This is a genomic window from Achromobacter sp. ACM01 (assembly GCF_014851745.1).
Lineage (GTDB): Bacteria > Pseudomonadota > Gammaproteobacteria > Burkholderiales > Burkholderiaceae_B > Achromobacter > Achromobacter aegrifaciens.
Genome location: NZ_JACVAF010000007.1, coordinates 37462 through 51458, shown reverse-complemented (window position 1 = coordinate 51458; position 13997 = coordinate 37462). Strand labels below are relative to the sequence as shown.

19 protein-coding genes are annotated in these 13997 nt (G+C 65.5%); 2 read left to right on the top strand and 17 right to left on the bottom strand.

What is annotated here, in order from left to right; all coding sequences use genetic code 11:
* Position 1 precedes the first annotated feature (1 nt).
* From IB268_RS26570 to IB268_RS26515, 12 genes are all read right to left on the bottom strand, one after another.
* The gene (locus tag IB268_RS26570) at positions 2–346 is read right to left on the bottom strand and encodes a hypothetical protein (protein WP_192355072.1); all 345 of its coding nucleotides are present in this window, start codon (positions 344–346) and stop codon (positions 2–4) included.
* Complete coding sequence (locus IB268_RS26565) at positions 347–3022, bottom strand: phage tail tape measure protein (RefSeq protein WP_192355071.1); 2676 nt, start codon at positions 3020–3022, stop codon at positions 347–349.
* 25 nt (positions 3023–3047) lie between these two features.
* Entirely contained in the window at positions 3048–3338 is a 291-nt protein-coding gene (locus tag IB268_RS26560) for a DUF1799 domain-containing protein (RefSeq protein ID WP_192355070.1), read from the bottom strand.
* 17 nt (positions 3339–3355) lie between these two features.
* Entirely contained in the window at positions 3356–3685 is a 330-nt protein-coding gene (locus tag IB268_RS26555) for a phage tail assembly chaperone (protein ID WP_192355069.1), read from the bottom strand.
* Between the two features lie 12 nt (positions 3686–3697).
* On the bottom strand, positions 3698–4354 hold the full coding sequence (locus IB268_RS26550; protein ID WP_192355068.1) for a phage tail protein: 657 nt from the start codon (positions 4352–4354) through the stop codon (positions 3698–3700).
* A 44-nt stretch (positions 4355–4398) separates the two neighbouring features.
* Positions 4399–4821 carry a DUF4128 domain-containing protein gene (locus IB268_RS26545; protein WP_192355067.1) on the bottom strand — a complete coding sequence of 141 codons (423 nt, stop codon included), beginning with the start codon at positions 4819–4821 and terminating at the stop codon, positions 4399–4401.
* Positions 4818–5216 carry an HK97 gp10 family phage protein gene (locus tag IB268_RS26540; protein WP_192355066.1) on the bottom strand — a complete coding sequence of 133 codons (399 nt, stop codon included), beginning with the start codon at positions 5214–5216 and terminating at the stop codon, positions 4818–4820. The genes IB268_RS26545 and IB268_RS26540 overlap by 4 nt, the downstream gene beginning before the upstream one ends.
* A complete protein-coding gene (locus IB268_RS26535) occupies positions 5213–5608 on the bottom strand; it encodes a hypothetical protein (RefSeq protein ID WP_192355065.1) in 396 nt (131 codons plus the stop codon). Before IB268_RS26535 ends, IB268_RS26540 begins: the two co-directional genes overlap by 4 nt.
* Before the next feature lie 249 nt (positions 5609–5857).
* Positions 5858–6340, bottom strand: coding sequence for a DnaT-like ssDNA-binding protein (locus tag IB268_RS26530; RefSeq protein WP_192355064.1), 483 nt, complete (start codon positions 6338–6340; stop codon positions 5858–5860).
* 62 nt (positions 6341–6402) lie between these two features.
* The gene (locus IB268_RS26525; RefSeq protein WP_192355063.1) at positions 6403–6621 is read right to left on the bottom strand and encodes a hypothetical protein; all 219 of its coding nucleotides are present in this window, start codon (positions 6619–6621) and stop codon (positions 6403–6405) included.
* A gap of 9 nt (positions 6622–6630) precedes the next feature.
* Positions 6631–7599, bottom strand: coding sequence for a major capsid protein (locus tag IB268_RS26520; protein WP_192355062.1), 969 nt, complete (start codon positions 7597–7599; stop codon positions 6631–6633).
* 27 nt (positions 7600–7626) lie between these two features.
* The gene (locus tag IB268_RS26515) at positions 7627–8229 is read right to left on the bottom strand and encodes a hypothetical protein (RefSeq protein WP_192355061.1); all 603 of its coding nucleotides are present in this window, start codon (positions 8227–8229) and stop codon (positions 7627–7629) included.
* A gap of 294 nt (positions 8230–8523) precedes the next feature.
* Between IB268_RS26515 and IB268_RS26510 the strand changes: the two genes are divergently transcribed.
* Positions 8524–8991, top strand: coding sequence for a DUF4145 domain-containing protein (locus IB268_RS26510; protein ID WP_192355060.1), 468 nt, complete (start codon positions 8524–8526; stop codon positions 8989–8991).
* On the opposite strand, the gene IB268_RS26505 is transcribed toward IB268_RS26510, so the two are convergent.
* Genes IB268_RS26505 through IB268_RS26485 form a run of 5 tightly spaced genes read right to left on the bottom strand, consistent with a single transcriptional unit; the run spans position 8988 to position 13454 of the window.
* Positions 8988–9230 carry a hypothetical protein gene (locus IB268_RS26505; protein ID WP_192355059.1) on the bottom strand — a complete coding sequence of 81 codons (243 nt, stop codon included), beginning with the start codon at positions 9228–9230 and terminating at the stop codon, positions 8988–8990. The genes IB268_RS26510 and IB268_RS26505 overlap by 4 nt on opposite strands.
* A 5-nt stretch (positions 9231–9235) precedes the next feature.
* A complete protein-coding gene (locus tag IB268_RS26500) occupies positions 9236–10348 on the bottom strand; it encodes a phage head morphogenesis protein (protein WP_225591503.1) in 1113 nt (370 codons plus the stop codon).
* Positions 10320–11738: a DUF4055 domain-containing protein gene (locus IB268_RS26495; protein WP_192355058.1), complete on the bottom strand. Its 1419-nt coding sequence runs from the start codon at positions 11736–11738 to the stop codon at positions 10320–10322. Before IB268_RS26495 ends, IB268_RS26500 begins: the two co-directional genes overlap by 29 nt.
* A gap of 2 nt (positions 11739–11740) precedes the next feature.
* Positions 11741–13018, bottom strand: coding sequence for a terminase large subunit (locus IB268_RS26490; protein ID WP_192355057.1), 1278 nt, complete (start codon positions 13016–13018; stop codon positions 11741–11743).
* Positions 13005–13454, bottom strand: a complete 450-nt coding sequence (locus tag IB268_RS26485; protein WP_192355056.1) for a helix-turn-helix domain-containing protein — start codon at positions 13452–13454, stop codon at positions 13005–13007. Before IB268_RS26485 ends, IB268_RS26490 begins: the two co-directional genes overlap by 14 nt.
* A gap of 286 nt (positions 13455–13740) precedes the next feature.
* Here IB268_RS26485 and IB268_RS26480 point away from each other — a divergent pair, with 286 nt between their 5' ends.
* Complete coding sequence (locus IB268_RS26480) at positions 13741–13968, top strand: hypothetical protein (protein ID WP_061071933.1); 228 nt, start codon at positions 13741–13743, stop codon at positions 13966–13968.
* Positions 13969–13997 lie beyond the last annotated feature (29 nt).

The window sequence follows — 13997 nt, the reverse complement described above, 5'->3', positions numbered from 1 at the left end:
ATCAGCCCACCGTTTCCAGGCTTGCCTGGCCAGTCCACACAAATCCCGGCGTGGTCCAGGACACATTCCCGCCGACGAGCCGCGCGAGCTTCTGTGCGCCGCTCTCATCGACCCAGTGGAACCAGCCAGCCCCGCCGTTGTTCTCGGTCAGCATCCACGTGTCGAACGCGTCCCGATCTCCAATGTTCTGCACGAGGATCGTGACTGCGCGCGTGATGATGGGCGTCGTCCACCGCGGGCGCTGCTTCGCGATGCCTCCATCCATGTCGGTACGTAGTACCCCGGTATCGGAGCGTTTGGAATAACCCGCGTCGATGATGCGGGCATAGGAGGGAAAGGTTGCCATTTACGCGGGTTCCTGTAGCTGGCGGCGATAGCCGCGATCCTTGCGAGCCCGCGTCAGCACAACGTCGCATATCCAAGTCGACAGGCTCGAATCCCACCGCGACCCGCCCTGCTGCGCTTCCATCTGCTCGCCACTCTGGTTGATCAGGTTGAACTGGATTCGCGGCGCGTCACCGCTTTGCGACGCCGTGCCGGTGGTGACGGGCGTGATACTTCCCTCGCGGGCGTCCGACATCGGCAGCGGGCCGCCAGCGTTCAACGCATCGAGCGTTCCCCGCCCAAGGCGCGCGGTGGTGTCGGCGTTCAGGACATATTCCTGGCCGTGCACGATCCCAGTGGCCTGGTCGCGCGGCTTGTCGCCGGTGTAGCCGCCGCTCGACAAGGACAGAGGCAGGCCCGCATTGACGCCTTGGGTGGCGCCGGCAACCTGGCCCGCCGTGGGCGCACCACCGCCACCCATCCAGCCGCTCAGCGCGCTTCCCAGCGCAGAGGCTAGCGGACCGGTGATGCTCTGCCGGATGGCGATACGCGCCAGATCCGCGATGATGCTGTTGGCCAGGTCAGAGAAATTCAGCTTGCCGGTGGTGACGAACGTCACCAGCGCGTCCTCGGCGCCCTTGAATGCGTCCGTGAAGGCGCTGCGCGTAGCCGCGGCGACATTCGAGGCCTCGTAGACGTAGTCGTTCAGCCCACCGATGGCTCCGTTGCGCCAGTCAGATTCCAGCGCGGTCAGCTGGCTGTAGTAGTCGGCCTGCAGCGCCAGCCGGTCGTCGAGGCTCTGCTTGAGCACTCGCACGCGGTCGGCATAGCCCTGCGGCGACAGCTCGCCGGCAGCCTCCTGCTCGGCCGCGCGCCGCACCTGCCGCTGGAACTCCCGGTAGATCTGCTGCTGCGCCTGCAGCTGCTCGCGCACTCGCGGGCTACCCGTGAAGCCCTGCAACTGGTCGTTGTAGCGCTGCTGGTCCGCCGCCAGCATCTCCTGCGCCGACGCCTCCAGAGCCTTCAGATGAATCGCTTCCTTCTGCATCCGGACCTGGTCCGCCAGGCCGGCGTTGTGCTCCAGCTGCTGGCGGATGGCCGTCTCATTGGCCAGGACGCTTTTCTCATCCGCCGTGAGCTGGTCCTTGGCCTTCAGGTCCGCGATGCGCTGTTCGAACTTGACCAGCTCCTGGCGCGCCGTGGTGATCCTCACCGTGCTTTCCAGCTGGGCGCGCAGCGCGGCCTCCTGCTGGCGAGCCTGCTCCAATTCGCGCACGCCAGCGGCCACGCTACCGGCTGCCGCAGCGGATCGCTTCTCGTATTGCTTAACGATGGCTGCGACCGAATCAGCCTCTTCCTTGGCGGTGACAGTGCCACCACCTGCGCGGATGCGCCGAATACGCTCCTCGTTCTCCGCCAGCGCCTTGGTTCGCTTCTCCTCGTTCGAAGCTCCCTGTGCGATGAGTTTGTTCAGCTCATCTCGCGCCGCAATTCCAACCGCGCTGCGCTGGGCATCCAGCGCCTGCGCCTTGGCAATGGCGGATTGGGTCTGCATCTGATCGCGAGCAAGCGCCACGCGCGCCTCAGCGGCGGCCAGGGAAATGCGCTCCGCCTTGGAAACGGACGCGCCGGCCTGCTCCGCGAGCGCGATATTCTCGCGCCGTTGTCGAGCTTCACGCTCCAGGCCATTCAGGACATCCTGCGCAGTGTCTGGCCGTCCGATGTCGGCGATCGCATCCCAGGCACCTTTCGCAGCGCCTTTGACGGCATTCCACGCGCGCTCCATATAGCCCGCATTCTGCACTACCTGCTTGCTGCGATCCTCCATGGCCTGCGCGTAAGTGCTCAGGGCCAAACGCGCAGCATCCTGCTGCCGCCCCTCCTCCTCCAGCGACTTGACCCGCTCGTAAACTGCCAGGCTCAAGAAGTGATAGCGCTCATTGAGCTTGGCGATGGCCTCGGCCGGCGCATCGGCGATGCGCTCATAGTCCTTGACCATGTCGTCGACACTGCGCCCGGTGGCCGCCTGGGTCAGGATGGCCGCTCGGCCCAGGCCCTCGATCGAGTCCGCGCCCAGCTTGCCGGTGTCCACCAGCTTGGTGAGCGCTTCAGCCGCCGCCGCGGTGGTGCCGCGCACGTCGCCGATGCGCTTGGCCATGGTGCCTAGCTCGTTGGCCGTCACCCCGGCCGCGCCGCCAGTCATGGTGATGGCGTTCTGGAACGCGCGCACCTCGTTTGCGCCCTTCTCGAACGCGAACGCCATGGCCACCACGCCAGCCGTGACCAGCGTGATGGGCGTGAGCAGGCCGGCCACATAGCCCACCACCGCGCGGATCGCGGGCCCAATGCCACCGAACATGTCTTTCAACTGGCCGCCCTGCTGCATGAGCACCATGAACGGCGATTGCCCAGTCGTCAGCCCGACCGTAATGTCGGTCATCTGCATGGGCAATGAGCGCATCGCCATCCGCAGTTCGCCAGCCGACATGGCGGCGGCAGCAGCCTGCGCCTGGGTCGTCTTGGCGGCCTGGCCCATCGCACCCAATCCGGCTGCGGCTGCCTTGCCGGCGGTGGCCACCTGGGCTACAGCCTGCTCGGCCTTTGTGCCGGAAGAGGTGAGCTTATCCAGATCACCAGACGCACCTTTGGCTTGGGTACTGTCGACACGCAGTACAAGGGATGCGACTTCATCAGCCATAGGGCACCGTTTCAGCCCTTGCGGGCTATTTTTTGTTCATCATCGTGAGCGCGGCGCCTTCCATGACGCGTACAGCGTCGAAGACGTCGATCTCATCGTCCGGCGGCACTCGCAGAATGCGCATCACGCCGGTCAGCGCGCCATAGTCCAGCCCGGTGGGGCCGGCGAAGCCGATCCGCCATTGCGAGCCCATGGCCTCGAACACATCCTTTGGCACCACGTTCTCTGGCCAGAGTTCGATCACCGCGACGGGGAAATCCTCCAGCCGCAGGCCGAACTCGGCCAAGCTGGCCTTGTCCGGCGCCGGTCGGTACATCTCCTCCGCCGCGGCAATCAGTTTTTTCTGCGGGCCTGCATTAACTCCACGACGTAGGCCTGCACCAAGGCCGGCACGGCACCCTGGTAGTTCTGGATCAGGAGCTGGATGGCCTGGTCGCCGAACTCCATGTCCGGGCCTTCCCAGCCGGCAATCATCTCGCGCATCAGAGCCACGTCCTGCTCGGCGTTCGACTCGCCAGCACGCTTCGTGAACTCGGCCAGGTCCTCGCGGGATTTGTGCTTGAAGGTGACCTTGATCTTGGCCGGCTCTTCGCCGTGCCGGGGAATTTCCACCGGCACGGTGAAGGTCGGGGCGGGCTGCAGCTTGAAAATGACCTTGCTCATCCCGACCCCTTGTTACGGCAGCGGCGCGTAGCGCGTGAATTCCGACGTCATCGAGAACGTCGCGGTGTTCTGCATGTTCTGGTCCAGCGTCATCGACGGGTCGGCGTCGAAGGACGGGTAGACCAGGTAATACAGGGCATCGCCGTTCGGCAGGCGCGCGCGCAGCACCACGGTGTCCTTGACCGCATCGGCCTCGCGCAGCGCCTCGTACCAGGCCAGGGCCGGGTCGTAGTCCAGCGTCAGGGTGATGACCTTGGCGTTCTTGAACGTCGGACGCTGGCGCTGGCGGCTGCTGCGGTCTTCCACGTAGCGCCACTGGAAAAACTGCTGCTCGCCGCCCGTCTTCTCCACACCAGTGACCTGGGACAGATCCACCCAGGTAGTGACGGGGATGACCGAGCCCACACCCTGCCCCGCCGGGAAGCGGGCCAAGCTGGTGGTGTCGATGCCTTCCAGCGCAAACGTGCTCGCAGCCGCGTTGTCCGAACGCACCACGCGCTCGTTAAGTTCCGGCCAGCCGGACTTGACGATAAGGATGCTGCCGTCCGCCGGCGGCGCGGTGGCTGAGGCCACTGCCGGGTTGGCGTTCGTGATGGCGGACACGGCCAAGGCCGCACCCAGAACGGTCGACACCGAGAAAACGGTGCCATTGGGGAAAATGGCGCTCATGAGAATGGCTCCTGTGGGGTCAAAAAAACCGGCTCAGGGCCGGGTCAGTCTGGGTAAAACTGGACGTCGTAGCCCAGGGATATGGGCACGGTGTGGTCGGCGTCGCCCGTGGTGGGCTGACCCATGCTCATGGGGGTGCGAACGCGCACGGTGAAGCTGCCGGAAGGCATGAGCAAGTTCACCGGGAACAGCGCATCAAGCTCCGTTGCAAGCTGCTCGGCCGCGCGCGACCCGGCGCCAATGGGCATCACCACGTTCACCTGGAACAGGCCGCGGTACTGCCGGTGATCGCCCGCGGCGTCCCGGCTGATCGTCGCGGCGGGCATGACATAGGCGCGCAGGTAAACCCCAGCGGCCGGCGGCGTGAACTTCGTGTTCTGCCAGGCCACGGCCAGCGCGGGCGTGCGCGCCTTCGCCCAGTCGTTCAGCCGCTTCTCGAAGGCAGCGCGGATCAGGTCCTGGCTCATTTGTTCGCTTCCTTCGCCGCCTGGCTCACGTAGTGCTGGAACTCCTGCACGGTCAACCTGACCATGCCCTGCGGCGCTTGCTTGGACCAGCCGTTTTCCAGCCTCACCGCATAGGGCAGCGAGTTGGACAGGTAGGTGACGCCGCCCGAGCCGGTACGCTGGATCTCCGCCACCAGGCGGTTCAACGTGACCTGGCCGCCGCGGTCAACGGCGAGCGACGTGGCGCGCTGGATGCCGGCGCCCGAAAACTGCCAGTTCGCCCGAAACCGGCCGGTATCTACGGGCGACTTCAGGATCACGCCCTGGGCCAGCAGTACCGTGGCCTGGCGCGTAGCGGTGTCGATGTTGCCCTTAGCGCGCTCGACGAACTTGGCGATATCGGCGGCGAAGCTCATGCCTGCCTCAGCTGCAGTTCGAACAGAAGCACCAGGCCGGCCGGCGCCAACGTCTTGACCGTGACCACGCGCCAGGTGGCGCCCAGCGCCAGCACTAAGTCCGACGGCTTGGGCTCAGGCATCGGACCTCCGGCCGCCAGCTCGGGCGCCAGAAACAGCTGCTTGTCGCCGGTCTCGATGACGGAGCCGGCCATATTGGCCAAGCCCGCGGCCTGCGCCGAGTAGTCGAACAGCGCGCCGATGCCATCGCTGTCGACCGTGGTGGTGGGAGCCTCTCCCAGGTCCGGATCATATTCACCAGTCACGACCTGGCGCACGGTCACCGGGGCCCCGAACTCCACCAGCAGTTCCTGGGCGGTAGCGGCCATTTCGGCATAGTCGAAGGTGCTCATTACCGCATGATCTCCACAGCCACCCGTCCAAATCGACGGACCTGCTTAATACCGTCGCCGCGAGCATTGACCACCACCTTTCCGTGGTCATCCACCTCATTGCAAACAACGACGCCCCGCCGAGTGTCAGCCATAACGCAGTGCGTCACCGGCGCGCCATCGAGCGTGACCAATACACGCAGACCGCGCCGGCGCACGACGTTGTAGGCCCGGAATCCCGGACGCCCCTTGTATACACAGAACCGCATATCAGCACCTCACCAGTTTGACCGACGAGCCGTAGGACGACAGCCAGCGGCGCAGCATGGCGGCCACGCCGGCGTAGCGCGTCTGGCCATCGTTGCGCGCGCCGACCGCGCTGGCGTACTTCGTCGTGATCGGGCCGACGGTCTTCTCGATGGCGGCACCAGCGGTGGTGCTGCTGACGTCCTGCCACAGCGGGCCCTTGAGCGCGCGCGCCGCCAGCTCGCAGCAGGCGTTGACGACCTCGCGCGGCACGCCATCGGCCACAGTGCGCGGCCATTCCAGCGCTTGCGTGTCGGTGGCGCGCTCGCCGCGGTAGGTGTATTCGCCATTCAGATACAGCGTGGAGTTGCGCAACGCTGCTTCCAGGGCGCCATCCTCGCCGGCGAAGGCCAGGCCGTGGGCGGCGGCATACGCCTGGCAGTCCTCCACGCTCACGTAGCTGTCCGCGTTCGGCAGGCCGGTTCCGTCTTCGACGATCAGGGGCATTGGGGTATCTCCACAGGCTGACGGAAGCCCCCGCGCGAGCAGGGGCGACCGTCAAACGGCGGTCAGGTCTGCGCGTCCGCCTTGGCGGCCTCGGCCTTGCCCTTCGCCCGATATTCCGGCTTCAGGGTGACCTTGGGCACGTCCTTGGCGGCGCCGTCGCGGCTCTCGGTGGCGTTGGCATCGACGATGCGCACGCCAGCCTTGGCGGCCTCGGCCTTGACGTCCTGCTCGTAGCGGTAGAACGGGCCGGCCAGGTACCAGATGGGCAGCTTCGATTTCATGATGGCTCCTTACTTGGAAGCGTCACCGATGGCGATCACGCCCGCGGTGTGCTTGATGTCGGTGGCCACCTTGTCCCAGTTGGTGCCCGTGGCCAGCTCGGCGTCGGACGGCGACTTGCCGCCGTTGACCTCGTCCCAGGTGTAGCCCTTCAGGCCCAGGCCGAAGGTGTAGTCGGCCTGGAACGTGGTCTCGATGCGCTCCTTGCCGTTCACGGTCGAGATGTTGGTAATCAGATCACCACCATCCGAAACAGTCGCGGCGCCGGCCACCAGACCCAGCACCTTCTGCAGGTTGGGCGTGCCCGTCGCGTACAGCGCGGGGGCATCGGTCACCACCACGGCCTTGCCCAGGATGTCGACCACGGTGACTGCGCCGTACTGGAACAACTGCTGGACGTTGGCCAAGTTTTGGCCAATCAGCTTGTGGTAGAGCTGGCCGGTCATGACGTCCGCCACGATCAGGCTGGAGCTGTCGCCGAATTTGGCGTGAGCATCGTTCAGGGCCGAATAGTTCAAGCCAGCCGTGGCGGACACATCGTTGGTCACGGCGGCCTGGTTGCTGACGGCGGCCACCAGCGCGGCGAGAGCGCTGTTGAGCTGGTCCTGCAGCAGCGCCTCGGCGAAGTTGCGCGAGGCCACTTCGATGCCCTCCGCCGTGGGCTTTTGCAACCACGTCATCTGAGACGGCTCGTAGCGAATGGGGCCGAAGCCGCCGGCAACCTTCACCGAGCTGTGCTTCAGTTGGGTCAGGTCGGTGGGGTTGGCGGTGCCGTTGGCGGCGTAGCGATCAACGCGGCGGCGCGCGCCGTGGATGGCCTGGTAAAACGATTCCTGGAGGAAGTCGCCCTCGAAGCCTGCCGTGGTCAGCATGATCGCGCCGCGCGAAGCGGCGTTGAACTTCTGGATCTGCTGGCCCAGCGTCTCGATGATCGCGGGCATGAAGTACTTGTTGAACACCTGCATCTGCGAGAGAGACATGGTCGTTTCCTTTTGCGTGGTGCGGGATCAGCCCGCAAGTTCAGGGAATTGGGCCTTCAGGGCTGCCACCCGCTCGTCGCGCGTGCCACCCAAATTGCCCGAGGTCTTGCCACCACCATTGCCACCCTGGCCGCCGCCGCCGCTGTTCGCGGGCGCGGTGACAAAGTGCTTGCCCTGGTCAGTGCCGGCCCACTCGGTCACATGGTCGGCCAGCGGCTTGTCGCCGATGACCGCAGCGCCATCCTTGATGGACGCCTGGCCACGCAGCATCGCTTTGGCGGCGTCCATGAAGTGCGGCGCCACGCCGGCCTTGGCCAGCGCGGTGGACAGGCCGCCATCGATCAGGTGCTGCGTCAGGGTGCCGTCCTTGTCGGTAAGGTCCTTGGTCAGCTTCTCGATCTGGCGGACGCTGTCCTTCGTCACCTTGTCGAGCTTGCCGGTCAGCTCCTCGACCTGGGTCTGGAGCCGGGCATGCTCTTCGGGGTCGACATCGGAACCCTTGGCTTTCGCCTTCGCCGCGCGCAGCTCGGCGAGCAGTTCCTTATTCTTGGCGCTCAACGCCTCGGTGGCTTCGGCAGCCACCTCTTCCAATAGGGCCTTCACTTCGGGGTCATTACGGTCAAGCGGCATGGTGTTGTCCTCTGGACGGTTGCAGGGCTCAGCCCCAAAAGCAAAAGCCCCACTGGCTCGGCCAGCAGGGCTCCATAAACTCGTAACCTGTGTGTTACAAGCACATAACTAACTAATAGGTGTCACATGGCCACTTTGATCATGCATTGCCCTCACTGCCCAGCCAGGCACACAACTTTTACGATCCAAGCCGAGGTGTCTCATCCACAAGTACCGTCGCAATTCATCAGTCTGGCCACGTGCGGAAACTGTGGCGACGGAATTCTGGTTCACAGCAAAAACCATGGCTCAGGCATGAAGCCAGCTGCTGTAGCGGGCAACATCCTCACCAATAAGTTTATCGACGTACTTCGGATCGATCCGAGCCGGTCCGACAGTTCCGCCCCTGAAGGCGTGCCCAGCGCCGCAGCACAGGCGTTCGAAGAGGGATGCCAGTCATGGAATGACGGTCGCTACAGCTCGGCAGTTGCTATGTTCCGACGGAGCCTCGAAATTGCCTTGAAGCAGTTCAGTCCTGATGTCGATGCATGGAAGCTCGAGAAGCGCATTGACAAGCTCGCCAGTCTTCATCTCATCACTCAGGATATGAAAGACTGGGCGCATGAAATTCGACTGGTCGGCAATGAAGCTCTACATGAGGAAGACGTGCCGACCAGGGAAGAAGCGCAAGACCTTATGCTGTTCAATGAAATGCTGCTGACTTACCTATACACGCTGCCGGCCAAAGTTAAAGCGCGTCGTAACAAGGACGGCGAAGCTTAAGCCAAAACTGTCCGTTCTCCGCGCATGAAGCACAGCGCGCACAACAGCACCTTGGTGCCGCCCTTCCACGCCCTGGCGGTCTCGAACACGCCGATGCGGGTCTCGATGACCTCGCGCCCGCCGCAGCGTGGGCATTGGATCATGTCTTGCGGCTTCGGAAGGGCCTTGATCCGTTTCCGAATCCGGTCCTTCTCCGTTTCCGCCGGCTTCGGGGCGTCAGGGACGAGGTGCAGGGGCATGCGGGCTATTCTACGCCGGCCTGGGCGAACGCGGCGGCGTCCTTGCGGCGCAGCTCGGCCAGCGTCAGATACACGCCGCGGTCGTTGTAGAAGCTCTCCAGCTCGACACCACCCTTACGGAACAGCGCGCCGCGGGTCGGGCCCAGGATATCGTCCTGGATCGCAGCGGGCTGCCTGCGGAGCCAGTCCGCATAGGTCGTTGTCGCCCGCACCTGCTCGCCCTTCCCGCGCGCGCTGTCTCGGTAATCCTTCGCCGCTCGGGTGCCGATTAGCGGGTCGTCTTCCATCCCCTTGAGAATCGGCACCGAGGTGCTGCGGCACTGCCAATGCAACCGGCCGGGCCCGGCGCCCCAGGGCACCGTATGGCCGATGGGCTTGTGGGAATCTGGCTCATACCGCAGCCCGTCACGCAGCCGGCACATCTGGCTGGTGCGCGAGTCCAGCGTGCTGACCCAGGCCAGCGCGCCGATGATGTCGTCGTTGGCGTCATACCAGCGGTCCCGCGCGAACCCGGCCGTGTGGCTGATGGCGGTGCGCACCACGGCCTCCGCGTTGCGCCGATCGATCTCCAGCAGGCCGTCCGCGTACCCTTTCGTCCGGGTGCCGCGCACGCGCTGCACCACCTGCTGGATGGTCTGCCCCTCCAAGTACCCCATGCGCACCGCGTCGCGGATGCGGCTGGCGCGCCCTGCCTCCAGGCCGGCCATCCATTCCCGCAGCAGACGCCCCTGGAACGGCTGGGCCATGGCGCCGGCGTACACCTGCCCGGCGGTGACGCCGCGCGTGGTGAACTCGATGCCCAGCGATTCGAACAGCTGACCCTGATACCCGATCTCGTAGCCCGCCAGGTCGCGCAGGTCCGTCTCCAGCTCGTCGCGCACCTGCTGATACGCCTCGGCGTTCAGCGTGCGGACGTCCTTTAGCACCGCCTCCAGCCGTGCCACCGTGAACGCGCTGGCCGGCAGCCGCTCCATGGCGCGGGCCACCTGGTCGGCCAGGTCGGCGTCAACCCGGTTCAGCAGTGCGACGATCCGGCGCACCACCCCGTTGCTGTAGCGCACCAGGTCGATGGAGTGCCGGACGGTCGCGTCATACAGCTCCGTTTGCAGGCTGGCCATCCTGGCCTCCCAACGTACCCAGCGCCGGGCCAGCGGCCTCGATACGGGCCTGTTCTTCCTCGAATGTCACGCCGTCGTCGATGATGCCGCCGCGGCGCATGTTGTCGTAGAACGTCTCCGGGCTGATCGCCGCGGCCTGCAGCGCGCTCACCAGGGCGGTCAGGTCCTGCGCCGTCAGGCCGGCAGGGAAGAATTCGCTGTTCAGCTTCACTTCGACCGTGCCAGAGCCCGCGCCCGCCCACTCGGCGGCCCAGCGGAAGGCCTTGGCCAGCGACCGGCCCACGCCCAAGGCGATGCCGCCCAGCACGCTGTTCTCGCCAGCCCGGTGGATCTTGGCCGTCTCGGCTGCCTCAGCGTCGCGCTTCTCCGGCGCCAGGATACGGGCGCCCAAGGTGGCCATCATGCCCTCCTTGCGCTCCAGGCTGACCTTGATGCTATCCAGGCCCTGTCCGGAAAACTCCAGGTACTTGGCGTCGGAATCCGGTTCCGAGAACACCCAGGCCTCTGACGATCCGATCTTCAGCGACTGGCCCGCAAGGAGCTCATGCCCGGTCACCACCGCCGTGGGCAGCGCCGTGAAGTGCAGCGCGTGCTCGTAGTCGGCCGTGCCGCGGTAGTGCGACAAGTTCACGTCGACCAGGTCCAGCAGCACGGGCTTCTGGGGGTCGATCGCCTCGCCGTTGCGCCCGATCAGTACAAAGGGAATGTACGGCAGGCGCTTGCCGTTCATCAGCGGCGTGTAGTCGAACGCTGGCGTATTCAGGTCGGTGCGGTAGATGCGCACGCGGTAGTAGCCGTCAACCAGGTCCAGCACGCGATACTGGGTCTTTTCCTCGGCGGTGAATTCGTCCTTCTGTTCGGTGTAGGTCTCCGCCAGCACCACCAGCACCAGCTGGTTCACACCGCGCACTCGGGCCGTGCGCCAGTTGATGATCGCCTCGGCCTTGTAGGTGGCCAGATAGGGGCGCATGCCTGCCGCCTGGGCCTGGCCGACCGTCATGAACTCGCCGCTGGCGACAGGGTAATCCACCAGCACGCCCACGCGAGTGACGTCGATCACTTCCTTGGTCACGTTCTCGATGAACGTGTCGACCGGCGTGCCGGCCAGGTCGGCGTCCTCGATCATGGGCTGCAACGCTGCCGGCAGCGTCACGGTGGGCTCCTTGCGGAATACCATCCCGATCAGCGCTTCCTCGGTGCGGGCCGTGGCGCCGTAGAACAGCGCGCGGCCCTTGTAGGCGTCGTATTCCGCCTCGTCCTGCCCTGCCAGCTTGGGCAGGTACTTCTCGCCGGCCGCGTGCACGGCATCCTGGCCCTGCAGCGCGGTGCGGCAGCGCTCCCAGCGCGGCCGGTTGGCCGTCCAGAGAGCGTGCTTGCTGTCGACGGGCATGATCAGGTTCCTGTGAGTTTGATACGGCTCATGCCGGTGGGCGTGATCGGGTAGCGGTGCACCAGGAAATAGCCCTGGGCGTCGTTCGGGTGGTCGTGCCCGGTGGACTTGTCCGGCTCCCCGTTCTTGTCGTAGGCCTGCTGCTCCAGCGCCTCGGTCAGCGTCGGGCACCGGTCGGTGTTGACCAGCCAGCGCCGTGCGCCTTCGTCGTTGAGCAGCATCCCGTTCACGGCGTTGAGGCGGTCCTTCACAGCCGGATTCCGGCTGTTCACCCGAACGGTGAACCCCGCCTTGCGCAGAATGCTCAGGTCCGACTCGCTCGCGTTCTTGCTGCTGGTGTTCCCGCCGCTGGCGTCCGGGTAGATCGTGACGCCGTGGCCCTTGTCCTTGAACCGCTCCTTCAGCATGCGGGCCATTTCTGGCGTGTCGCGCACCTTCGTCAGCTCGCCCACCGTCAGCGGCAGGCCGGCCCGAATCACGTTGACCGTGGCCGTCATGTTCAGCACGTTGAAGTCCATGCCGATGTGCAGCTCTTCGTGCGGCTCTTCGGCGGCGTCTGTGTGATGCAGGCGCCGGTCGAAGTTCGCGTAGACGCTGCCGCTGGTCAGGTTGGTGAACTGGCCGCGCAGGTACGCCGCGATCAGCTGCGGCGGGTAGCTCGCGCGCAGCGACGGGATGTAATCTTCCGGCAGGTTCTTGCCGTTCTCGTAGGTGCTGGCCTGCACCAGGCCGTACAGGGCGGCCAGCTCGGGCCGCTCGCGGACCTGCTTTACGAACTGCTGGTAGACGAACTTGAAGCCCTCAGGCGTTGTGGTCACGTCCACGCCGTTGGTCAGGCCGGGCGCGGTGTGGCGCAGGCGGGCGATGATCTTGCGCCAGGCCAGCGCCGCCTTGTCCGCCTTCATCACGTCCAGCTCGTCGATCAGCCCCTTGCCGATCTTGAAGCCGACGATGTCGCCCGGCTTCTCCATGGACCGGCAGATCACCGTGCCGCGGTACTTGCGGCCCGCGAACAGGTGCACCTCCTTGTTCGACTCGTTGATCTTGGCGGCCAGGCCCCAGTCGTGGGCCACCTCCTCGATCGTCGGGTAAAAGATGTCCCGGATCTGGCCATAGGTCGGCGCGAAGTATCCCGAGTTGACGCGCGGGAACTCCCAGGCATGCCGGCACAGGCCAGCGCCACCGACCCAGGTCTTGCCGCTGCCGAAGCCCGCGACGAACGCGCGGAACTTGTGCGGCAGCGCCAGGAACCGAGCCTGAGGCTGGTTAAGGCTCGGCATCGGGGACGCTCGCGTCCTTGACCTCGATCACCACCTTCACCGGCGGCGGCGCGTTGTCGTCGTTGGTCGGGTCCGGCTTGTCGCGCCAGAGATCCGGGCGCCGGTTCTTCAGCCAGAAGATGCAGGCCGTGGTATCCGGCGGGTATTGCCTGGTGGTGGGCGTGGTGACGATCACGCCGTCGCACACCCGGATGTCGTCCTCGGCGTGCGTGTAGCCCAGGGCGCGCTGGTAGAGCCTGTCGGCCACCTCAGCGTCCGCCATGGCTTTGCCCCCATTTAGGGCCTGAAGAAACTCGGGGTATTGCTTCTTCCAGGTGTTCAGCGTCCGCTCGGTCACGTGGAAGAAATCGGCCAGGTCCTTGTCGGTGGCGCCCAAGCGGCAAAGCTTGGCGGCCTGCTCGGCGAACCCGGGCTGGTACTTGGATGGTCGTGCCATGGCGCGGTCCCTCTGGGAGCGACGCCGCAGGCATCGATTCCGCGTTGATTGTGATTCAGGATGCGCCCATCCGACTTACCCGCCCACGGGGCGAGCTGGGCGTGTGCGGTTCTCGTCTACCAGACCCGGCGACGAGGCCGGGGAGAAAGTCCCGCGCGCTTTGATCCCCCGCGCGGGCGCCCGTCTGGCTGAGCGGTGTCCTGGGGTTTGAACCGGGAAAACCCTCGGCTACTGCCGAGTAACTGTGCGTTACGCTGGCCGCTCCTACCGCAAAGAGGAGAGCCAAATGGCCTACTACCAGAACGCGAACGAGCTGACGGCGATAACGCATGCCGCCTTCGGCCAAACGTTCGGACCCGCCAACCCTGTGCCTCATTCCGGCATCTACAAGTGCCGCGGGTGCCACGCCGAAATTGCAGCCAATCAGGGGGACCCGCTCCCCCCGCAAAACCGACACCAACACACGGCCGCACAGGGACAAATCCGTTGGCAGCTGATCGTCGCCACGCAGTAACGAAAAAGCCCCGGCCATTGGCTCGGGGC